Origin of the sequence: Labilibaculum sp., from assembly GCF_041595635.1 — a bacterium.
In the GTDB taxonomy this organism is placed as follows: Bacteria; Bacteroidota; Bacteroidia; order Bacteroidales; family Marinifilaceae; genus Labilibaculum.
The window spans coordinates 23,782-46,657 of the sequence record NZ_JBFHJW010000013.1 but is presented as its reverse complement, the minus strand read 5'-3'; the positions used below and the strand labels follow the sequence as shown (position 1 = coordinate 46,657).

The 22,876-nt window shown below is 36.1% G+C and carries 19 protein-coding genes; 11 read left to right on the top strand and 8 right to left on the bottom strand.

The annotated features are described in order from the left end of the window. Positions 1-64: 64 nt before the first annotated feature. Positions 65-1,045, bottom strand: a complete 981-nt coding sequence (locus ABYT26_RS05885; protein WP_372751964.1) for a transglutaminase domain-containing protein — start codon at positions 1,043-1,045, stop codon at positions 65-67. A gap of 208 nt (positions 1,046-1,253) precedes the next feature. On the opposite strand from ABYT26_RS05885, the gene ABYT26_RS05880 reads away from it, so the two are divergent. From ABYT26_RS05880 to ABYT26_RS05870, 3 genes are read left to right on the top strand one after another with little or no spacing between them, the layout of a single operon-like run. Continuing rightward, positions 1,254-2,696: a S8 family serine peptidase gene (locus ABYT26_RS05880; RefSeq protein WP_372751963.1), complete on the top strand. Its 1,443-nt coding sequence runs from the start codon at positions 1,254-1,256 to the stop codon at positions 2,694-2,696. Positions 2,697-2,746: 50 nt separating this feature from the next. Beyond that, positions 2,747-2,875, top strand: coding sequence for a hypothetical protein (locus ABYT26_RS05875; RefSeq protein WP_372751962.1), 129 nt, complete (start codon positions 2,747-2,749; stop codon positions 2,873-2,875). Positions 2,876-2,896: 21 nt separating this feature from the next. Then, the gene (locus tag ABYT26_RS05870; protein ID WP_372751961.1) at positions 2,897-3,292 is read left to right on the top strand and encodes a hypothetical protein; all 396 of its coding nucleotides are present in this window, start codon (positions 2,897-2,899) and stop codon (positions 3,290-3,292) included. Between the two features lie 769 nt (positions 3,293-4,061). Here ABYT26_RS05870 and ABYT26_RS05865 read toward each other — a convergent pair. Then, positions 4,062-5,189 carry a M14-type cytosolic carboxypeptidase gene (locus ABYT26_RS05865; protein WP_372751960.1) on the bottom strand — a complete coding sequence of 376 codons (1,128 nt, stop codon included), beginning with the start codon at positions 5,187-5,189 and terminating at the stop codon, positions 4,062-4,064. 207 nt (positions 5,190-5,396) lie between these two features. Between ABYT26_RS05865 and mltG the strand changes: the two genes are divergently transcribed. The 3 genes from mltG to ABYT26_RS05850 all read left to right on the top strand — a co-directional run bounded on the left by mltG (position 5,397) and on the right by ABYT26_RS05850 (position 9,922). Then, positions 5,397-6,467, top strand: a complete 1,071-nt coding sequence (mltG, locus tag ABYT26_RS05860) for an endolytic transglycosylase MltG (RefSeq protein WP_372751959.1) — start codon at positions 5,397-5,399, stop codon at positions 6,465-6,467. 483 nt (positions 6,468-6,950) lie between these two features. After that, positions 6,951-8,600 carry a hypothetical protein gene (locus ABYT26_RS05855; RefSeq protein WP_372751958.1) on the top strand — a complete coding sequence of 550 codons (1,650 nt, stop codon included), beginning with the start codon at positions 6,951-6,953 and terminating at the stop codon, positions 8,598-8,600. Positions 8,601-8,992: 392 nt separating this feature from the next. Beyond that, complete coding sequence (locus ABYT26_RS05850; protein ID WP_372751957.1) at positions 8,993-9,922, top strand: DMT family transporter; 930 nt, start codon at positions 8,993-8,995, stop codon at positions 9,920-9,922. Between the two features lie 161 nt (positions 9,923-10,083). Here ABYT26_RS05850 and murB read toward each other — a convergent pair whose 3' ends face one another. From murB to ABYT26_RS05835, 3 genes are all read right to left on the bottom strand, one after another. Further along, positions 10,084-11,097, bottom strand: a complete 1,014-nt coding sequence (gene murB, locus ABYT26_RS05845; RefSeq protein WP_372751956.1) for a UDP-N-acetylmuramate dehydrogenase — start codon at positions 11,095-11,097, stop codon at positions 10,084-10,086. Between the two features lie 70 nt (positions 11,098-11,167). Then, complete coding sequence (locus tag ABYT26_RS05840; RefSeq protein ID WP_372751955.1) at positions 11,168-12,193, bottom strand: low specificity L-threonine aldolase; 1,026 nt, start codon at positions 12,191-12,193, stop codon at positions 11,168-11,170. Between the two features lie 315 nt (positions 12,194-12,508). Beyond that, positions 12,509-12,862: a hypothetical protein gene (locus tag ABYT26_RS05835; protein WP_372751954.1), complete on the bottom strand. Its 354-nt coding sequence runs from the start codon at positions 12,860-12,862 to the stop codon at positions 12,509-12,511. A 127-nt stretch (positions 12,863-12,989) separates the two neighbouring features. Here ABYT26_RS05835 and ABYT26_RS05830 point away from each other — a divergent pair, with 127 nt between their 5' ends. After that, positions 12,990-13,862 carry a metallophosphoesterase gene (locus tag ABYT26_RS05830; protein ID WP_372751953.1) on the top strand — a complete coding sequence of 291 codons (873 nt, stop codon included), beginning with the start codon at positions 12,990-12,992 and terminating at the stop codon, positions 13,860-13,862. A gap of 4 nt (positions 13,863-13,866) precedes the next feature. On the opposite strand, the gene ABYT26_RS05825 is transcribed toward ABYT26_RS05830, so the two are convergent. Next, on the bottom strand, positions 13,867-14,727 hold the full coding sequence (locus tag ABYT26_RS05825) for an AraC family transcriptional regulator (protein ID WP_372751952.1): 861 nt from the start codon (positions 14,725-14,727) through the stop codon (positions 13,867-13,869). Between the two features lie 255 nt (positions 14,728-14,982). Between ABYT26_RS05825 and ABYT26_RS05820 the strand changes: the two genes are divergently transcribed. From ABYT26_RS05820 to ABYT26_RS05810, 3 genes are all read left to right on the top strand, one after another. Beyond that, the gene (locus tag ABYT26_RS05820) at positions 14,983-16,215 is read left to right on the top strand and encodes a sugar MFS transporter (protein WP_372751951.1); all 1,233 of its coding nucleotides are present in this window, start codon (positions 14,983-14,985) and stop codon (positions 16,213-16,215) included. Between the two features lie 23 nt (positions 16,216-16,238). Next, on the top strand, positions 16,239-17,189 hold the full coding sequence (locus ABYT26_RS05815) for an ROK family protein (protein WP_372751950.1): 951 nt from the start codon (positions 16,239-16,241) through the stop codon (positions 17,187-17,189). A 295-nt stretch (positions 17,190-17,484) separates the two neighbouring features. Beyond that, positions 17,485-18,354: a hypothetical protein gene (locus tag ABYT26_RS05810; RefSeq protein ID WP_372751949.1), complete on the top strand. Its 870-nt coding sequence runs from the start codon at positions 17,485-17,487 to the stop codon at positions 18,352-18,354. Positions 18,355-18,447: 93 nt separating this feature from the next. Here the strand turns inward: ABYT26_RS05810 and ABYT26_RS05805 are convergent, their stop codons facing one another. Further along, entirely contained in the window at positions 18,448-18,819 is a 372-nt protein-coding gene (locus tag ABYT26_RS05805) for a DoxX family protein (RefSeq protein ID WP_372751948.1), read from the bottom strand. Positions 18,820-19,087: 268 nt separating this feature from the next. On the opposite strand from ABYT26_RS05805, the gene ABYT26_RS05800 reads away from it, so the two are divergent. Beyond that, on the top strand, positions 19,088-20,380 hold the full coding sequence (locus ABYT26_RS05800; RefSeq protein WP_372751947.1) for a citrate (Si)-synthase: 1,293 nt from the start codon (positions 19,088-19,090) through the stop codon (positions 20,378-20,380). An 18-nt stretch (positions 20,381-20,398) separates the two neighbouring features. On the opposite strand, the gene ABYT26_RS05795 is transcribed toward ABYT26_RS05800, so the two are convergent. After that, complete coding sequence (locus ABYT26_RS05795) at positions 20,399-22,822, bottom strand: ATP-binding protein (RefSeq protein WP_372751946.1); 2,424 nt, start codon at positions 22,820-22,822, stop codon at positions 20,399-20,401. Positions 22,823-22,876 lie beyond the last annotated feature (54 nt).

Sequence of the window (22,876 nt, the reverse complement as noted above, 5' to 3'; positions counted from 1 at the left end):
AATTGACTGAAGCTTTTTCACTTTCGAAAAGGCTTTTTTTGTCGATTTTTTTCAAGAGAATTGATTATCGAATATCCACCAAATAGGAGAGTACAGCTTGCTGGTCAAAGTAAATAGTAAGTTCCCTTTTGCCTTTTTTTAGAGCCGGAATGGCAAAAGAAATGCCCTTTTCGTTCTGACTAACTTGAATGTTTTGTGCATATTTCTCATTACTAAAATGATAGGAAATTTGAGTTTTACTGCTCACATTGGTAATGTTAAACGAAATATCGCTTCCTTTTTTGAGAGCGAGCGAGCCATTTTTCGGACTAATAATTCGATAGCCATGGCCAATAAATGGATTGAAAACAGTAGGCTGAAGTGAAAAGTCTTCCTTAGAAAATGCTTTGTTTAAAAATAAATAATTTAGATCATCTGGATAATGTTTGAAGGCAAACTCTTCGGGCGAACAGGCAAAGTAGGCGGGTGTGTATGCTTTTCGGAAAATCATTTTGGCAAAATCAACCGATCCGGCCGCCCAGGTAATATCCACAAGCTTCCATTTTTTATTTATTTTCACTGCATTCCAAGCATGATTCGAAGGCAGATTGGCTTTTCCTATTTCAGAGCTGAATCGTTTTGCTATCCCGGTTACAATCACACATTCAATGTTCAGCAATTTACAGATTTCTTGGTAAAGAGTGGCGTAACCTTCGCACAAAGCTCTCTTTTTTTTCAGAACTTGGCTGGCCAATTTTTTTCGAAAAGCTTCTTTTTGAGCTTGCAAATCTTCCTTTGAGGTGTAGGAGAACTGAACCTTCTGCGTGTTATTGATTCCCTTCAAGTCGTAGGCAACATTCATGGCAATCCAAGCAAATGCTGCTCTGGCTCGCTCTTCGTCTCCCGAAAAATCGGTGGCGATCCTATTGGTTAATTCTTGATATGAAGTGAATTTTGCTGGGTATGTTGCCACAATACTGTCTACTGTATTTTGTGAAAAGCCTACAACGTGAAGTAAAGTGAATAATGCAACGATTATAAAACGATATCTGAAAGTATTGCTCATGTGTTAATCTATTTTGGGTCTGAAAATAGCCCGTTAGAATTGAAAACGCAATTTCGATGCGATTTATTAGATTGTTTGGTTACTAAGTTCGGTTAATATATTCTAAATATATACTGAGATAACTTAAATTGATGAATGATATAGTATTGACATTGGTGCTTTTATGATTTAAATTTAATAGTTCTAACACTTTAAACTATAAATTACTATGAGAAAAATTGCTATTTTTTTAGTGGCAGGACTATTTGTTAGTGCCTGTTCGAACGAGTCTATTGAAGAAGAATTGGATTTGCAGAGTATAGAACTGACAAACAAAGTAAAGACACAAAGTTTGACCGCTAGCGAAAGTACAACCTACCAGGCTGATGCTTATTTAGTCTTATCTGATGATTTTACGTCTCAAATGGAGACTGAAATAGGGGAAGCCAATGGAAAGATTAATCGTAAACTTTCAGAAATCGGAATGTATGTTGTGGAATCAAATGAATCTGGTTTTATGGAAAAAGCAAAAAAAATAAAAGGAGTAAGCAATGTTTTGCCTGACCTACAATTGCAATGGGTACAACCAGAAACTACCGACGAGGAACTGTTTGTATCAATGAGCATAGGTTCTAATGAGTCTTTTTACGGGTATCAGTGGGGAATGGAGGCTATTGAAGCTCCAGGTGCTTGGAATCTGGGTTTTACTGGTGATGGAGTTAGGGTCTTTATTCTCGATAGTGGAATAGATGCTGAACATCCTGACTTAGCTTCAAACTTGAATACTAGCTTATCAACCTCTTTTGTTACTGATGAAGATTATAATATTGATCCTGGGTTTTATTTTAATCATGGAACACATGTTGCCGGTATCATTGCTGCGGCGGATGGTCCTTCCTATAGTGATGGTAGTGGTGACTTCGGAGTAATTGGAGTGGCCCCAAAAGCAGAAATTGTAGCCGTTAAAGTTTTATCGGAATATACTGGATCTGGCTCTTTTTCTGGAATTAATGCAGGTGTTGTTTATGCCGCAAATAATGGAGCCGATGTTATTAATATGAGTTTGGGAACAAGTTTACCAAGAAACGGTTTCTATGTAGAGTTACCTGATGGTTCTTTATCGAAAGTAGGAGCAAACGATGTTGCCGCCCTTATTAATGCTTCTCAGAAAGCAATTACTTATGCTTATCAAATGGGATCGTTGGTAATTGTTGCAGCTTCTAATGATGGATTAGATGCAAATCACACTAGTAATTTGGTATTTATTCCAGCCAGTCTTAATCATCTAATGGCGGTGTCGGCTACTGCTCCTTATGGTTATGCTTACGATACAACAACAGATTTGGATGTGTTTGCGAGTTATTCTAATTATGGACAGTCTCTAATTGATCTTGCGGCTCCCGGAGGAGATTTTGATTATCCTGGTTCTTATTATTACTACGATATGATTTTTAGTACCATTAGTAGTGGTTGGGGATTTTCTGCAGGAACAAGCATGGCTTCGCCTCATGCTGCAGGTGTAGCGGCTCTAATTTTTGAGAAACTAGGTGCCGATGCTACTCCAAGTCAGGTAATGACTGTTTTAAGAAACAGCGCCGATGATTTGGGCAAGCCAGGGAAGGATGCTTATTACGGATATGGTAGAGTAAATGCGGCAAATGCTGTTCAATAAATTAAGTTTATTACAATTGTTATGGGCAATTAGACGAACGAAACGGGAAAATGACAAAAGCTACCGACTTAATCGGAATTAAAAAAGAAGGTCAGAATAATGTTTTAGAGAATAAGTGCTCAAAAATGGTCGGAAGTGCCGAAACGGCTACTATAATTAAAGTAGTAATCAGAAAGTAGGCAACTGAAAATTTCAGTAAAATGTTTAAATTTAAAAGTAAATTAATTATTGCAGTAGTAATGGTAATGTTTGGAATTACTGTATTTATGAGTCGTGAAAAAAGTGATAATTCTGAAAAGATTACGAAAGAGAATAATCTAAATCCACTATCAAATGCTGAAATGGCTGGATTTGGAATTTCCTCCATTGAACAAGGAGATTTCTCAGAATTATTTGCAGACAATAGTTCGCTAAAATCATCTACTGTCAATAATAATGACAGTCTGTTTATGCTAAAATATAAAGACACAGATCGAAAATCCATCGTTAGAATCCTTCATAATAATGAATTTGAGATGTACAATTTTAACAAAGACAACAAATTGTTAAATGTGGCAACTATAATTCCAAATAACATTACGAATCTGGCTATGTAGATGACTTTATTGTAGATTGTGGAATTCAACTTCATATAAAAGGGGATGAGTATATTGTTGAAGGAGAAGAATCTGCTTCATTGAAAAGTTATGCAAGTTGGACTGACTGTGTTGGAGATTCTGTTATAGCTTGTTATACTGAAGATTTGGGATGTGCCGCACTTTTTACAATCACATTTCCATTTGCCTTCTCTGCTGTAGTGATTGCATGTGTATAAATACTATAATTATGATATATTTATTATTGTATGTTTTAGCCGTAGGTTTTGTCTCTATATGGTTTTCATTATTATATAAGACCCTATTTGCTAAAGTTTTTTTAGTATTATTTTTTACCGGAATTCTTTTGGGGATTTTAATTATATTATCATCAAAAAATATGCAAGGCAAATTAAAAGCCCATAACAAAAGTTAAATGCCATAGCTGTTTAAGAGGTGTACTAGCTACGTATCTCTTTTCGGTTTTTGCACTACATTAGGAAACTATTCTTCCTAAGCTCGCAATGGCACTTAGCAAGCCTGTTGGGAGTTCATGTTTCGAAAGAAGCATGGACTTTTTTGCGTCATGGAGGAAGGAAGAATAGAGCTTAAAAATGGAAAATTGTTTGTCTTTTGCAAATCATATATCCGGAGGTATTTAAAATCCTCTTTGGGATCAATTCAATTTTATAAATTGCTACTTATATTTTACCCAACAAAAAAGACCCACGTTCACGGAAGCTTGAGCATGGGCCTTTCGAGTAATATACTTAGTAGTATATGCTTTTGTTTATCGTAGGTGATTTACCACTTGATAGATGGGCTGAAGAACCGATTCTCCTAGCAAAATACTCCTTTCGGGAGACCATCCAAAATCAGGATCTGGTAAATCATTATTATCCTTAAATGGCATTTCTATGGTCAAAGATAAACATTTAAATCTTTCTCCAATATGTTTCGAGCAAATTGCCAAATTTCCTTTGCCAGCTTCATTTTTAGGATAGCCGTAAGTGTCTTGAAAATCAGGACAGGTAGCAATCCATGACTGAATAAAATTTTCTGTTAATTTTTTTAATGTTTCGTTGAAAGAAGGGATACCCTCTATGCCCGAAATAAAATTATAAGGTAAGGTTTCATCGCCATGGATATCCAAATTTAAATCGCATCCATATTCGTCCATTAAGTTGCGAACATGAAAAACTTCGGGGCTATTTTCCTTTGAAGGCTCGGCCCATTCCCGATTGTAATTAAAGCCTTTGGTATTTACTCGTAAATTTCCGGCAATACTCCCGTCGATATTCATGTTGGGCACCAAATAAAAAACAGCTTTACTCAACAGAGCTTTCGAAATTGCGTCATTCGGATTTAGAAGTCGACCAATAACTCCCTGCATAAACCATTCAGACATGCTCTCGCCGGGGTGTTGACGGGCAATGATCCAAATGCTTTTTTTATTTTCATCAGTTTCCCCAATAACCAACATGTCTATGTTGCGACTTTCTATTGTTTTGCCTATGGATTGCAGTTTGCATTGGGGAGATAGTTGTGCCTGATGAACTAAATCGAGATGTTGTTGGTAAGTGTAAGGTGCAAAATAAGCGTAGTAGACTGAGTTGTATTCCGGACAATGCGTAATGTGAAGTTCTTTTCCATCGTAATTTGAAGGAACTCGAAACCAATTCTTTCTATCGTAAGAGGCTAGGGTTTGATAATTTTTATAACCTTCAGGATAAGAGGCTTGGTTTGCATTCGTAATACGCATTGCAAGGGATTGATTTTGCGCCCCCATCACACGAAAGTGAAACCATTGGAAATGCTCCGAATGGGTATCCTTAGGGATGCTTAATTGTATATTTTGAGGATCACTGGCATCGAGAACCTGAATTTTACCACTATCAAAATTAGATGAGATATTCATGTGTGTTTGTTTTTTTAAGAGTTACCCAAAGGTAGATTTTTTGCTTTTTGCAGCCAAGTAAAATACTAGCCTTCTTCGGGATTCGTTTGGCTCTTATCAAGTTAATTTTTGTTCTGTTTTTGCATCAAATTCAGGAAGTCTATTCATTAAAAAGTATTATTTTCTATTTTTGTAGAACTCTTATGCATTTATTTTTAAATTAAACGAATGATCAATCTATTTCGACTGAAAGCGATGTCTTCAAAAACGTGGAAGTTCCTACTTGTTTCAGTAATGCTAGTGTTTGTGATTGCAGCATCCATACTATTCAATTATTATCAGGATGTTTTTTCTGCAAACATCGATTTGGGTGAAGAGGAGACGAGTTTTCTCTATCTGCCGAGTGATTCCAAACAAGACGACGTTTTGAGAATTCTAGAGGAGCAAGGCTGGTTAAAGAATCGTTCCAGTTTGCTTTGGGTGATGGAAAAGAAGAATTTTGCTCGTCATATTCATTCGGGGCGCTACCAAGTTAGCAATGGCATGAATAACAATGATTTAGTCAATTTGTTGCGCTCGGGTGTTCAATCGCCTCTTATGTTGACCTTTAATAATACACGCACAGCCGAAGAGTTTGCAGGGAAAATTTCAGGTCAAATAGAAGCTGATTCGCTGAGTATCCTGTCGCTTTTGCGTGATGAATCGAAACTAAAAAAATACGGATTTCTTCCACATACGGCCTTGGCGCTTTTCATTCCCAATACCTATCAGGTTTACTGGAATATGGATGCCGAAAATTTTGTGGATAGAATGTACAAGGAGTACTCAAAATATTGGAATGCAGATCGATTAAAAAAAGCCGAAAGCATTGGGTTATCACCAATAGAGGTAAGTGTTTTAGCTTCAATTGTCGATGAGGAAACCATAAAAAACGACGAGAAACCTAGAGTGGCTGGTGTATACATGAATCGTTTAAATCGGAAAATAAAATTAGATGCTGATCCAACTCTAAAGTTTGCTTTGGGCGATTTTACCATACGTCGGGTTTTAAACAAACACAAAGAAATCGATTCGCCTTATAATACCTACAAATATCGCGGTTTGCCTCCCGGACCCATTCGTCAGTCCTCCATCTCCGGACTCGAAGCCGTTCTTAACTACGAAAAGCACAAATTCTACTATTTTTGTGCCAGTCCCGAATTCAATGGATATCATATCTTTGCCAAATCTCTGCGTGAGCACAATCAGAATGCGCGTCAATATCAGAGAGCACTCAATAAACGTGGCATCATGAAATAAGTTGGCAGTAAGAATTCCCTTTTTATTGTTAGCGTAAGGCTTAAAGCAGAGTGCTATTTTTTTGAGGAGTTCTCTACGAGGGGGCTTTTTTTTTTACTACTCATTATTCGTTAAGACCCCTTGTCAGGGTATCGCTTCGTTCTCGAATGCTAAGTAATTGTTTGCTAGTAAGTTCGTTAATTTTGTACTCAGCAAAGAGGAACTTAGTCTATCTGTTATAGGGATATGAGCTTTCCTAATATGCGTAATTTTTTTGTGCGAATAACTCTTCGGAATGCCTGGTTTTTGTAATTTCGTAGCGAATATTTTATTCTCGATGGCTATCGGGAATATTTTTATTGGAGGAAATGCAACAATTTTTGTTCTTAAGGAAAAGTAGAGGGAATACTGTTGATCAAGAGTAAAAAAGAAACGACTCTTTTTATATAGCATGATTCAAAAAACATAAAAAATTCAGTTTAGTTATATCTGTAAAAACGAAGTATGAAACGAAATTTAGTATTATTAATCGGCCTGGTTTTTGTTCTAAACATCTCTGGTTATTCACAGTTAAAAACAAAAATAGAATTAAAAGACAATTGGTATACCTTAAATGGAGAGAAGTTTTTTATTAAAGCGATAGGCTACGAAATTGGTGCTCGTCCAGGGCAAAGTCCTTATGAAGATGTAAGAAAAGATGAATTGGATTTGATGAAATTCGATCTGAAAAAAATCAAAGAGGGTGGCTACAATACCATTCGTACTTGGAGTCAGTATTCTGAGGCGCAATTGAAATTAGTGCAGGCATCGGGACTGAAGCTGATTATGGGTTTAGAAGTGCATCCCGAGGCAGATTATGGCGATCCGGAATTTATTAAACAGACCGAAATAGAATTAAAAAGAGTGTTAGCTTACTCAAATAGATACGATTGTATTATTACTTACCTCGTGATTAATGAGCCAAAAACAGATCACATTCATAGCGTAACAGGCAAGGCATTTGTTGATTTAATGCAAAATCTGATTGATTTGATTCATAAAGAACATCCAGGAATACCGGTAACACTTTCGGCTAATGCCATGATTAGTGATTATATGGATGAAAGTATTTTTGATGTGTATGCCTATAATTGTTATGATCATAACGAGGGGCAGACAGCAACAATGGGCTTTAAAGATTACATTAAGGGTTTGAATGAATTAAATGGGTTGGATAAACCTTTTATTACTACTGAATTTGGTTATTCAGTTTCTCCTGATGGTGGCAATGGTCTTTATGGTTCGAATACTTTACAACAACAAAGCGATGGGTTGATCGCGAATTATCGTGACCTTATTGATGCTGGTGCTGTGGGTATGTGCCCATTTTATTATGCTGATGGTTGGTGGAAAGGTGGAGATGAAGATATTCACAATGCAAATCAACCAGAAGAATGGTTTGGTTTCTGGGGTTATAAGGATGCAAATGACAAATATGGTTCTCCTCGTCCGGTTTGGTTTGCTATGTGTGATTACATGAAAGGATTGATTATTAGTCCTAAAAACAAGTCGATACACAGCAGCAGCAAAATTCCTTTGGAACTTTACAATACTAAGGAAGTGAAAAAAGTTCTTGTAAAATACCTCGATAAAGTAATTTATAGTAAAAAGATAAGCAAGGAAGGTTATTTTGCCGATGAGATGGCCATTGCGCCATCTGGACTTGAAGATATGGAATTGGCTTTTGAATTTTACAATAAAGATAATGAATTGATTAAAAACGAATCCATTTTTATTTTGGCTTCTGACAGCGCTATTGAATTACCTAAGTTAAGCATTGAAGTGACGCCTGATAGCGATTTAAATGATGGAAAAATCGCTAGTATTAAAACAAAAATTGAGACCAATGAGAATTTTAAATTGATTGGTGACCTTAAGGTGAGCTATAATACTCATTTAGGATGGTCCATAGGCGAACAGCAATCAGTTTCTATTGCCGATCAATTGGATAAAAAGACAATTACATCGGAAAACTTTTTTACTATTCCGGATAATTGCTGGGTTGTGAATGCTTCGGCTGGAGTTTTAGTTCAGTATGGCAAGTTTATTTTTAGAATTCATGATCAAAAAATAATATACAGAGGTGATTGGGCCAAGGAAGTTGGAAGGAAATAAAAGTTTTTGTGAGCGTGATTTTCTCGTGAAAAGAGACTTAAAAGTTGAAAATAAACAAAGCCCGAGCATAAAAGTTCGGGCTTTTTACTTGCAAAGCAACTTACTGGTTAAAATGTACTTTAATAATTTTCTAGCCAGAGGTAATTTGTATTGTTCAAAATGTAGTAAGCTATTGCCTTTTATTTTGAATTGTCAGCTAAAGAAGAGGACAAATAATGAATCGATATTCTCTGTAAATTAATATTTCGTCTTAGGTTCTTAGTCGATACTCATAGAGCTTTCTAAAGAGCTCGAATTGATTAAATAAATCGGTTTAAAAATAAGGGTGCTGTCTTACATTTCGTAACAAAGTAATTATTATCATTGCAGTGTAGTAAATAGAATTGAGAGCAATGATTGGAGCACATAAAAAAGGAACCTTAATGGTTCTTTTGTCAGCAATATTTTTTGGCTTACTGCCTTTTTTTGCCATTAAAACCTATGCCGAGGGGTTTGATATTAATAATTTGTTACTGTACAGATATAGTTTCGCCTTTGTTTTAATTGGCTTGTTTTGTGTGTACAAAAAAATAAGTGTAAGAATTAATAAAAAACAATTATTGCTACTACTAATGGCTGCATTTGTAGGTACTATGATGACTACCTACACACTTTTTTTATCCTATAAATATATCTCTTCTGGATTAGCATCTACCCTTCATTTTGTGTACCCAATCATTACTTTGGTTTTGGCTGGTATCATCTATAAGGAGAAACTTACTCCAAAGAAAATTATCGCTCTTATTTTATCCTTTTTGGGAATTGCGATGCTGTCGGTAGGTAGCGGACTGACAATTAATCTTACGGGTGTTTTATGGGCCTTAGTATCTGGATTTTTTTACGCACTTTATATACTGAGTTTGGCCAATGCTGAATTGAAGAAAATTTCACCTTTTGTTGTTGTTTTCTGGGTTTTTGGTATTACTGCACTTCTATTTTTTGGAAAATGCTTATTCGCTGACGGAATTATTACTAGCCTGAGTGGAAAGGCTTTATTCTATATTCTAAATTTAAGCTTTTGGTCTACTTTTTTGGCTGCAGTATTGTTTTACTTAGGCATGAAATACATTGGTCCAGGAAATGCTTCTCTTTTATCAACTTTAGAACCTCTTACTGGGGTTATGGTAGGTGCCTTTGTATTTAACGAAGTACTGGACTTAAAAAGCATTTTGGCTATTTCACTGATACTAACTTCGGTGCTTATTGTTGTGCAAGGCAGTAAGAAACCCAAATACAGAATGTTTTTTCATAAAATAACTTCCCAACGATTAAAGAGAGTCTAATGTTTTTTTCTTCATTTTGGATGTTTTCTTCGGGTGGACTTTTCGCTTAAATGTTTCTCTCGTTTTTGTGCTTTGTGAGTTAATATTATTTTACGATCGAAATTTATTGATATTATTCCCCGAGTATTATTGTGAATAAAAGACTTCTGTGCAATCACCGTTTAAATAGCGTTCACTTCCAGTTCTAATTTAACGCCAAATTTGTAGAGTACCGATTTTCGAATGTCGTTGGCCAAGTGCAGAATGTCCGATCCTTTTGCGGCGCCATAATTCACAATCACCAGAGCCTGATCTTTGTGTACTCCGGCATCTCCAATGCGCTTTCCTTTCCATCCGCATTGTTCTATTAACCAACCAGCGGCCAGTTTACTCTGCATTTCGTTTAGCTCATAAATGGGCATATTGGGGTGTTTTTCTTGCAAGACATCGGCTTGCGTTTTGTTCACAATCGGATTTTTGAAAAAGCTACCTGCATTGCCCAATTGTTTTGGGTCGGGCAGTTTGCTTTCGCGGATTTTGATGATGACTTCGCGAATGTTTTTCAAATTTACTTCGGTGTAGTTTTCCAATTCCTTAGCAATGGTTCCATAGTGCACTTTAAATGCTTTATTTTTTAGAAATCGGAAATTTACCTGAGTAATGATGAACTGATTTTTGTATTCGTTTTTAAATACGCTGTTTCGGTAGTCGAATTCGCAATTTGCATTACTAAAAGTCACCTCTTTATTGGTCTCTACACAAATGGCTTCTACGCTTTCAATTACTTCTTTTACTTCTACTCCATAGGCTCCAATGTTTTGAATGGGAGTGGCACCTACAACACCAGGAATGAGAGATAGATTTTCGATGCCAGCTAAACCTTTTGAAACAGTCCAGGCCACAAAATCGTCCCAAACTTCGTTGGCACCCACTTGCACCAATACCGATTCGTCGTCTTCTTCCAAAATTTTAATTCCCAGAATATTAGGATGGATAATTAGTCCATTAAAATCTTCCGTAAATAGTAGATTGCTTCCACCACCAGTAATTAAATATTGAATGGATACGATGTCATTCTTAGAAAGAAAATCATGAATTTCTTCAAGGGTGTCGAATTCAAAAAAATACTTGGCATTTGCTTCTATACCAAAGGTGTTGTGTTCTTTTAAAGAATAATTTTTACGTAATACGGCCATGATAAGCTAAGTTTCTAGGAAGGTTGTTAATTTTCAGCTGATCAGCTATCAGCAAATAGTTTTCAGTAAATTAGAGTATTGCTTTTAGTTGAGCTACAAAGCCATGAATATCTTCTTCGGTGGTGTCGAAAGAACACAGCCATCGTACTTCTCCTGTGTGTTCACCCCATACCCAAAAGAAATATTTCTCCTGTAATTTTTCAATTTTATCTTTCGGGATGATGGCCCATACACCGTTAGATTGTACTTTCTGAGTGATCTTTACCTGCTTTATGTTTTGTACTTCGCTTTCGAGAAGTTTGGCCATTTTATTGGAGTGGCTAGCTGCTTTTAGCCATAAATTGTTGGTGAGCATAGCGTCGAATTGAGCGCCAATAAATCTCATTTTAGAGCATAACTGCATGCTTTGTTTGCGAACGTATTTTGCTTCGAGTGATAGCTGTGGGTTAAAAAAGATAACAGCTTCGCCGAGCATCATTCCATTTTTTGTACCTCCAAAACTCAGTACATCCACTCCTGCTTTCGTTGTAAATTCTTTCACATCCACATTCAAGCTTACTACGGCATTTGCCAGGCGAGCTCCATCCATGTGAACATACATGTTATTTTCATGAGCCAAATCGCAAATGGCTTTTACTTCTTCTGGACTGTAAACAGTTCCCAACTCGGTACTTTGTGTTATCGAGATTACTTTAGGCTGTGAATGGTGTTCAAAACCAAATCCGTGCAGCTGCGATTGAATGAGTTCAGGTGTTAATTTTCCATCAGCACATTCAATGGGAATTACCTTGCATCCAGTAAACTTATCTGGAGCACCACATTCGTCTACTTGTATGTGAGCGGTTGCCGGACAAATAATAGAATGGTACGATTGTGTTAGTGTAGATAGTCCAATAACATTGGCTCCAGTGCCATTAAAGGCAAAATAAACATCAATATTTTCACCAAATAAGGCTTCAAATTTCTTAATTGCCGAGGCGGTATATGTGTCACCTCCATAGGCCATAACATGTCCATTGTTGGCTTCCTGAATGGCTTCCATTACTTCAGGTAAAACGCCTGAAAAGTTATCGCTTGCAAATCCTCTCTTATTCATTGTGTGTGGGTTTATTTTGAAGCATTAAAAGTATACTTTATTCGCTAAATAATTCACTAAATAGGCGAAAAAGCGGCTTTCTTGCCGATTTTTTGGATCAGGTTATCTTCTGTCTGAATTGTGAAAGGAGTAGATTGCTTTTAGGGAGTGATTCTATGAGGAAGTAGGTATTTGCAATTTTGGCTATTCTTGATCTTGTTGTTCAGTTCTGGAGAGGTAATAAAAGCAGGTTTTATTTTCAGCTGAAAATAGAACCTGCTTTTGGCATGTTAATGCTTCCTGCAAAAAGAGTCGGAAAAGTGGTTTGTGCATTTCTCACGATTGATGTGTAGTGCTTTCTTTTTGGTAGTAGTTTAGAAGAAGATTGTAGGTGTTCTTCGAAATTCTGCCTCTTTCAACTAAACTTGGTTCTTCTAAATGGCACATCACCAATTTGTATAGTTCGACCACCTGATCGTATTCCTTCGTGTTTTTCAGATAGGTTTTAGATTGTCCGAGGTATATGCCAGGACTACTTTCTACCAAGGGAGCTAAATTTATCCATTTGCTAGTTAAAGTGAGGGTTAGCTTTCCTTTTAGTCCTAGATCTGTATTTCCAAGAATAAGATCCCCATCCTGATTGATGGACCAAAAGTATTTTTCTGGGTTCTTCAACAATTTTTCAAGCATATCTTATGATCTTTATTAGTATTCAGAGGAATTACCGCTTTGTATTCACTACGTTATACCTTCATAATTTATGAATTTTTTTTATCTTTTGCAGATTCAAATTCCTCACCCATAAAGATAAGAAAAAATGGTAGTTGATATCTCTTTAGGACGATTAATGATTGTATCTGATTTGCATGGAAATGTCTTTGATTTTAGGCAGATTCTAACTGTTTATACCAACTTAAAAAGAGAAGGGAAAGCGGATTACCTCGTTTTTTTAGGTGATTTAATTCATGCATATCCTGGTAAACGAAAAGATGCCTCCTTGGAAATGGTGCAGGAATTAATGCGTTTAAGAGCCAACGAGCCAGGAAGCGACGTGATTTGTCTGTTGGGTAATCATGAGATGGTGCATATTTATCAGATTCCTTTGCATCGTGGCAATTTGGAATTTACCTCCTGGTTCGAGAAGAGAATGAAAGGCCGAAGAGCGGAAATTGTGCGTTTTTTTATGCAGATGCCCTTCATGCTGAGAACGCAGGGAGGTGTTTTACTGAATCATGCGGGAGCCTCGAATCGTTATAAAAACGATGAAGCTTTTAATTTAGAGTGGTTTCAAAATTATAAGCATCAGCCTGAATTTACAGCGCACATCAAAAATATCGATACATATCATCCAGAACTTGGCGCTGAATTTATGGAGACCGTCGAGGGAGATTTTCTTTGGGATGTCTTGATGAATGGAAATGAACGACAATATGGAGAGGAATATCCTAACTTAGTGGAGGATTTATTGCGCTTTGCAAGTGTCGATCGCAAACATTCGCCCATGACAAGATTGGTGAGTGGTCATATTGGCGTGGATGAGGGCGCCGAAACAATAGGTTCTCGCAAACTGCGCTTGTGCACTAGTGCCGGTTGCCTGCGAGATTTAGAAAAGAAATATCTTCTCATCGATGCCCAAAAAGAGTATGCTCATGCAAGTGAACTACTACTTGCTTGTTGCGATCTATTCTAGTAGGCTAGCTTTTATTTCGTTGCTGCAGGGGCGATTTTCCTGTTGAAGATTTAAAAATCTTATTAAAATAGGAGGGACTGTTGAATCCACATTCATAAGCAATTTGTGAGACCGTTAGTCTGCCTTCTACCAGTAGTTTTTTTGCATAATTGATTCTCATCTCATTTAAAAATTCGGAGAAGGTCTTCTGTGTCTTTTTCTTGAAGAAACGACAAAACGCAGTTTTGCTCATATTGGCAATTTTTGCAGCTTCCTCCAAGTCTATTTTTCGATGAAAATTGTCGCTTACGTATTCATAAATCTGATATAATTTTTGATTGCTTCTTTGCTGAATGGTTTTTACAAAATTATCCGAAGCTAAATATTCCAAATCATCCGACTGTCCTAATATTTGCAGAATTTGAAGCAATACAATAATTCGTTGTGAAAAATCTGAAGTTTGGAGGCTTTTTAGATGTTGAATGATCTTATACTTTGTGCTTCCTTCAATTCGAACACCAGAAAATGAGTGAGTAAGGAATTTCTTGATTCGATGCATCTCAGGTAAAAGAAAAAATTCTTTTCCAAAACTGTCCTCCTTAAAATGAACCACCCAGGCAATGGCTATTAAATCCTTTCTTTTCAGGTAGTATGATTCATCGTTTTTCATAACATGAGGGGTATTGGGACCAATGAAAATAAGATCTCCATCCTTAAAATTGTCGATGCAATCGCCTACAACTAATGTACCTCTGCTTTTTTCGATGTAAATTAGCTCAAATTCCGGATGGTAGTGCCAGGGAACCTCAATATGCGGTAAAACGTCTATTTTAGATCGAAAGGAATGTTCAGTTTTTATCGATATTTCTTCTAGTAGTAGTGACATTATTGTAGTATTTTACCTTTTAAATCATAACTATACTCTATTATTGCTAATCTAGTTTTGAATAATCAATCGGTTAAATTGAATGAAAGAATGAGTATCTTTAATAACAGGTCTTGCGTGTGATTATCTATAATGTTAAATTATTATTACATAAGGGCAAATATAGTACAATAAATAGATAAAATAGTAGAATTAATTCAATAGAAATTGATTCAAATTTGTAGCAACTAATACAAACGATTGAAAAATTCACTTATGGTCTCAATTAACACGAATAGTAGCAAGAGTAGTTCTGGCCTCCAAGCCAGTGGAATGAATTATAGAGGAGCTTTGGCTTTACTGACTTCTTTGTTTTTTATGTGGGGATTTTTAACCTGTATGAATGATATTTTAATACCACATTTAAAAGGATTATTCGATCTGACAATTACTCAAGCGATGTTGGTTCAGTTTACTTTTTTTGGAGCTTACTTTTTAATGTCCTTGCCTGCAGGTGCAATCATAGGTAAAATAGGCTATAAAATGGGTATTGTAAGCGGATTGATGGTTGCGGGTATTGGTGCAGCTATGTTTTATCCTGCCGCAGCTCTTCATTCTTATGGGTTTTTTCTGTGTGCTTTTTTTGTTTTAGCCTCAGGAATTGTGGTTCTACAAGTGGCTGCTAATCCTTATGTTGCAGAATTGGGAACGCCCGAAACGGCTTCTAGTCGATTGAATTTAACACAAGGATTTAATGCCTTGGGAACTACCGTGGCTCCTATTTTTGGAGGATGGTTAATTTTAGAGAATTCAAGTCAGGATTTGGCAAGTAAGGCGGCCGCTGTGCAAATGCCTTATGTGGGTTTGGCACTAGCTTTGGTTTTAATAGCAGTTGTGTTTGCATTTGTAAAGTTGCCAAAAATTCAAGATTCTGAAGAAGCAAAAGCAGAAGGATCGGCTTGGAAAATTCGCCATCTTATTTTGGGTGCTGTAGGAATCTTTACCTACGTAGGTGCCGAAGTTTCTATCGGAAGTGCATTAGTTATGTATTTTGGTGACGAAGGATTGCATTTATTTGGAGAGGCCGATGCAGCTAAATATGTATCTATTTTTTGGGGTGGAGCTATGGTAGGACGTTTTATTGGTTCTGCTGTGATGCAAAAAATTTCTGCTGCCAAAGTATTGGCTTTTAATTCGGTTATGGTGACCATTTTGATTGTTATTAGCATGCTTACTACTGGTTACGTAGCTCTTTGGAGTATTGTTTTGGTTGGTTTGTTCAATTCAATCATGTTTCCAACAATCTTTACTTTAGCCATTGATGGATTAGGAAAGCATACCAGTCAGGGATCAGGAATTCTTTGTTTGGCCATTGTAGGAGGAGCTGTGGTTCCGATGATTATGGGCTTTTTAGCCGATCGGTTTGGCTTGGCCAATTCCTTTGTAGTGGCAATTGTATGTTATGCCTACATTCTTTATTACGCCATAAAAGGTCATAAGCATAATTAGTAATCTTTGAAAAAATACCAATAATGATAGAAGTCGCTTTAGGAATAGACATAGGAGGAACCAATACTGTATTCGGTTGTATCGATAAATCGGGTAAGTGTGTACTTACAGGTAGCTTGCCAACACAAAAACATGCGGATATAGAGGATTATTTAAACGATCTTTTTGCAGACATAGAATCAGCAGTAGAGCAGTCGAGCGAGAAATTACAAATAATTGGTGTGGGTATTGGAGCTCCTAACGCTAGCTTTTATACAGGAACCATTGAGAATGCAAGCAATTTGCGGTGGAAAGGAAGTGTGCCACTGGTTGAATTGGTGAAGAAAAGAATTGATGTTCCTGTTGTAATTACGAATGATGCCAACGCTGCAGCCATGGGCGAAAAGCTATTTGGAGCCGCTAAAGGCATGAATAACTTTATGGTGATCACCCTGGGAACTGGCCTTGGAAGTGGAATTGTAGTGAATGGCGATTTGTTATATGGCAAGGATGGTTTTGCTGGTGAAGTAGGACATATGATTGTTCGCGCTAGTGGAAGAGAGTGCGGTTGTGGTCGTAAAGGATGTCTGGAAACATATGTGTCAGCTACGGGTGTGAAACGAACTGTTTATAAATTGTTGGCTCGACACATGGGCGATAGTGAGTTGCGCGATATCCCTTTTAGCCAGCTGACTGCAAAAATGGTGGCCGAAGCTGCCAATCGAGGCGATTTGGTGGCCAAAGAAACGTTTACCTATACAGCAAAAATGTTGGGCGAAGTGCTGGCAAATGTTGTGGCAGTTACGAGTCCTGAGGCGATCTTTTTATTTGGTGGTTTAACTAAGGCAGGAGATATGCTCTTTAAACCTGTTGCCGAAACATTAGAGGATCAACTTTTGTCTATCTATAAAGGAAAAATACAAGTATTAGAATCTGGATTGAGTGATAATGCTGCTGTTTTAGGAGCTGCCGCTCTAATCTGGAACAAAAAATAACCGATGGCTTTTAAATTTATTTTGAAAGTAATCTCCCCTCGTGCCTGCATTTAGCAGGCACTTTTTGTTTGTAGATATAGTTTTCTACAATTTTGGGGAATTATTCCACACTTTCAGGTAATACGCAAATCGATGAAATGAATAACATAAATTGTTTTTATTGGTGTATGTGATTGAAATTCTGATTGATATCCTATTTTTGAATTGTGTGTTTTATGTTGTTATATTTCTTGGCACAGAATTCTCTTATCTAGTTTTGAATTTGAATCGACATAAACAATTAAAGATAAAAATTATGAAAAAGTTAGTATTAGCATTCTTAGTATTACCCCTATTTACTGCATGTAATCAAAAAGAATTAAAGCAGCTGCGTGAGCAAAATGTACAATTAACTCAAATGGCTCAGGAAAAAGATTCTGCCATTGATGATTTTGTTGAGTCTTTTGATGTGATTGCAGCTAATTTGGCCATTATTAAGGAGAAGGAAAATATCATTGCGGTGAGCGCAAATGAAAATCCTAATATTGGGCAAAAGGAAAAAATTGTAAGTGATTTAGGTGCAGTTCGTGATCTATTAGAAGAGAACAAAGCAAAATTAGAGAATTTAGATAAGAAGCTAAAAAATAGCTGGTATCAGAATTCGAAATTAACAAAACTTGTTGCAAGCTTAAAAGCACAGATTGAAGAGAAAGATGTTTCCATCACTGCTTTGTCTGAGCAAATTGCACAGCTTAATGTTGAAGTTGACAATTTGAATGGTCAGGTTACAGAGTTGAATGGTACTGTTGTTGCTTTAAATACTGAGAACGATAGTAAAAGCAAAACAATTGAAGAACAAACAATTAATTTACGTACTGCCCATTATGTAATTGGTGGCATTAAGGAGTTAAAGGAAAGAGAAGTTGTAACTAGTAGCGGTGGTTTATTAGGAATTGGTGCAACTAGTAAGTTGAATCAGAAAATTAATCCTGAAAACTTTAATGATATTGATATTACCGAGACAACAAGTATTCCTGTTGCAGGAAAGAAAGTTAGTCTTGTAACTTCACACCCGAGTGATTCCTACCGTTTTGAAGGAACTGAGGAAGAAATTGAAGCTATTACCATTTTAAATCCTGAAGAGTTCTGGAAAGCATCAAAATATTTAGTTGTTGCCGTGAAATAATAAAAGCAATAAGCTTGTTTCAAAAGCACTCCATTTTGGAGTGCTTTTTTTGTTGGATAAATCCAGATTTAGACTGTGCCAGTAGTTTTTTTATTATTGTTTCACTTGTTTAGACAGCTCATGACTGTATATTCTCGATGCAATCAAGAGTGTCAGTGCGATTGCAGCCATTCCAAATTGCCCATCCTCAGCAATAACATGGGCGCTAAATGCTAGTAAAAAATCAAAGAAAAATCCAGCGTAAGCCCATTCTTTTAAAAGTTCTGATTTGTTTGATATAATGGCTATAATGCCTAGTATTTTAGCAATTGCTAAGGGATAAATGATGAAAGCAGGAAAGCCTAAAAAGAGAAATGTTTCACGTACCATTGGGTATCGAATGAAATACATGCTGGCAGACATTAGCATGAGGGTGGCGAGTAAACCTGTGGCTATCCAGTAGATAATCTGATTCCTTTTTTCCATATTGTTCTGATTCTAATATAAATGAATTTATAAGTTAGTCCTTTTGTATGAATATAGCCACATAGCCGATAATCTATCTGTTTAAAGGTCAGCTTAGCCTAGTTTTACTTGCCAATAAATTGTTGATTCTCGCTATAAACAATTGATCATTTAAAAAGTATTGTATTTAGTTAAATTTTTGTAACTTATTACAACTCTATTGCCTCTCTAAAGGGTATGATCTTACTCTTTTTACTGATTTGTGATAAAACGAAATACCTAGATAAACATGGCTAAGCTAAAAGAAGAAATTAACAATCATTTACTCCAATTACAGCTTGAAATTGATGAAATTTTTGTGAGTGGTCGCGATGCTGTAGTTTCGGAAGTTACCATAGGACAAGTTTATGGGGGAATGCGTGGCTTGGTTGCATTGGCGTGTAATACTTCCTATGTTGATCCTTATTCTGGACTTTACATTAATAAATATACAACAGAGGAGTTTTCTGATAAACTTCCTGAGGAAATATTTGCGCTTTTAATCACAGGAAAGTTTCCCGACAAGTCAGAACTTGCCGAATTTCAGGCTGATTTAAATACGCGAACACATATACCACAATACACTTGGGATGTGTTGCGTAGTCTTCCTAAAAATTCTCACCCAATGACCATGTTAAGTCTTGGTATTTTATCAATGGAAGGCGAGTCGGTGTTTAAAAAAGAATATCAAAAGGGAATACAAAAATCAGAGTATTGGAAATATAGTCTGGAGGATGCTTTGAATATATTGGCAAAATTGCCTGGATTGGCGGCGGGTATCTACCGAATAAGGTTTGGTAATGGGGACTTAATTCCTCCTAATCCAAATTTAGATTGGGCAGGAAATTTAACCCATATGCTCGGATTTGATAATGCTGACAAAGCTTTCTCGGATTTGATGCGATTGTATTTGGTTTTACATTGCGATCACGAAGGAGGGAATGTAAGTGCCTTTACATCAAGAGTGGTAAATTCTGCACTTTCGAACTTGTACTATTCTGTTTCTGCAGGCTTGAATGGTTTGGCTGGCCCCTTGCATGGCTTGGCCAATCAGGAGTGTTTGAAGTTTATACTGCAAATTTACGAGCATTTGGGTGCTAATCCAGAGGACAAAGATTTAGAGAAGTATGTATTAGAAGTGTTAAATTCGGGGAAGGTGATTCCTGGTTATGGTCATGCAGTACTTCGAGTAACCGATCCTAGGTTTACTGCTTTCATGAACTTTGGTGAGCATAATTGCGCCGATAATAATTGCTTTAAAATTGCTAAAAAACTCTATTCAGTTGTTCCTGGAATATTAAGTAGTTATAAGGGCGGCAAAGTTGCTAATCCATGGCCCAATGTTGATGCCATATCTGGTTCTTTACTCTATCATTATGGCTTGAGTCAATTTGACTTTTACACCGTTCTATTTGGTGTTTCCAGAGTAATGGGATTTTGTGCTCAAAATATTTTGGCACAAGGATTAGGTCAGCCAATTATTAGACCCAAAAGTGTGACCAATAAATGGGTTATGGAAAAATTGTTGATTAAAGATAAGTAATGCATTTTTTAGGACTTCTTATTCAGCATGAAGATGCTTGGATAGAATTTTGTAGAGTTCCTGTTGGTGAATTGGTTTGGATAGATAATCAGTACAACCGGCCTTCAGGATTTTCTTTTTTTCTTCGGGCATGGCATAGGCCGTTTGAGCGATCACCTTTAAATTTTTATTGGTTTTTCTTATTTCGCTAATGGCTTGATATCCATTCATAATAGGCATGTTAATGTCTAAAAGAACAAGATCTGGTTGCAATTGAGAAAGAGAATTAATTAATTCGAGTCCATTGTTTGCATGATAAATAAGGGCATTTGTTTCCAGAAGAATTTCTTCCAAAAAAGCAAAACTTGAAATATCATCCTCAGCAATAATAATTTTTACTCCCGAAAAATCATATTCTTTCTTCGGTGATTTCTCTTTCTTGGGAGTATTTTGTGATTGGAGAGTTTTTTTCCATGGAATTGTAAAATAGAAAGTAGTCCCAATATCGAGTTTAGATTCTAGACGAATAGTTCCCCCCAGTAGTAAAACCAAGCCTTTTGTGATGCTTAATCCCAAACCATTTCCTTCTCGGTAATTTGTTTCAGAAATTTGAGAGAAACGTTCAAATATATGTTCGAATTTATCCTCATGAATGCCATAACCTGTGTCTTTTACATAGAATTCTAAATAACTCTGGGAATTTTCTTGTATTTCCTGGAAACCAATTTCAATGCTTCCCGAAGGAGTGAATTTTACAGCATTACTCAAGAGGTTGTTGTAGATTTGAATGAATCGAACTTCGTCGGTTTCAATTTGGTAATATTTTTTATCATCCAGTAAATTCAGGCGTACCTCTATGCTTTGTTTTCCTTTTTCGAGGGTGGTTTTCTGAAGGACCTCAAAAATATTTTTTAAGGTTTCATTCACCGAAATGGTCGCGATAGAAATACTTAATTGATTCGATTCAATTTTCGAAATGTCAATAATGTCATTAATAATACACATTAGCTGTTTGCCCGAGTTGGTTATGATATCGATAAAACGATTGTTTTTGCTCGGAGTGTTATCTGGGTTTGCCAACAGACCCGAAAATCCTAAAATTGCATTCATTGGAGTCCTTATTTCATGACTCATATTGGCGAGGAAGGCTGATTTTAGCTTGTCACTTTCTTCTGCTTTTTTCTTAGCAACCAGTAAGGCCTCCTGTGTTTTCGTTAAATCAGTAATATCGTGTACAATAGAATATAATAGTTCCTCACCATGAACCATCATTTTTTCCGAATAAACTTCTACATCTCTAATTTCATTGTTGGCCAATTTATGCTTGAAAGTTAAATGTGACTTTTGATTATAAACTATCTTTGCCATAACATCTTTAATTTGAGTGTTTGGTAAAGTGTTTACTTGGTTAATATTCATTGAAGTAAGTTCGTCGAAAGAATAGCCATAGAAATTTAGGGCAGCATCGTTTGCATCAACAATGTTCCCTGTATTAGGTTCTATAAGTAGCATTATTGATTGATTGTTTTTAAAAAGAGATTTATAGCGTAGTTCACTCTCATTTAGCTGTTGGGTACGTTTCAAAACCATATTCTCCAAATTTGCATTGAACTTACTTAGGGTATCTTCTCGTTCCTTTACCTGATTTAAGTAAAACTTTGTGGTATTTCTGATTTTGGCTTTGAATATTAGTATGGTAACAAAAGCTAAAACCAAAGAAATAAATATCATAATGCAAGCAAATATCGTCTGTTTGCGTATGATTGTTTTTTCTTGCTGAATTTGTGCATTTATTAATGCATTAACATCATCTAAATAAACTCCACTGGCAATAATCCAATTGAATTTTTTATAAAGTTTGGCGTAACTTAATTTTTGTGAAATTTTAGAACTTCCCTTTTTCTTAAACCAATATTTGAAGTATATCTCCCCATTTTGTTTAATTCCATTAAGTTCTGTAAGGTAGGGGGTATTGCCTTTTATATCGGTTAAGTTGGTCGATAAAAGTAATCCCTCGGATTGAGGAAGATTGGAATGAATTTTTCGAATGGCATATTTGTCACCTCCCTGGTAATTGATTATTTCGTTTACCCAAAGGTAACCCGTGTCTTGTAGGGAAGTGTTTCGAATTCGGTCTGCAGCTCTATTTTTAAGCGTTTCTATAAAAAGGGAATCGGTTATTACAGCTTTCTTTTGGTTTTTCGAAAGCTCTTTCAAAAGTATTTTTTCATCGTGAAGTAAATCTGATATTGTTCTTTCTACGGCTGATTTTATGTAATCTTTTTTCTCAGTAATAATGAGATTCTCAATTTGTTTTGTTTGATTTTTGGTGATTTCATGAATACTTTTGATACTTGTATAAGTGTATGTAGAAAAGAATATTAGAACGAGAATAAACAGCGATATGAAAAATGGCTTGGTGATTTCTTTGTTCGAAAAGATAACTTTTTTATTATTTTCCATTTGGTTCTTTTAGGAATCATAAGATAAGTAAATAATACAAAATATAAAAATACA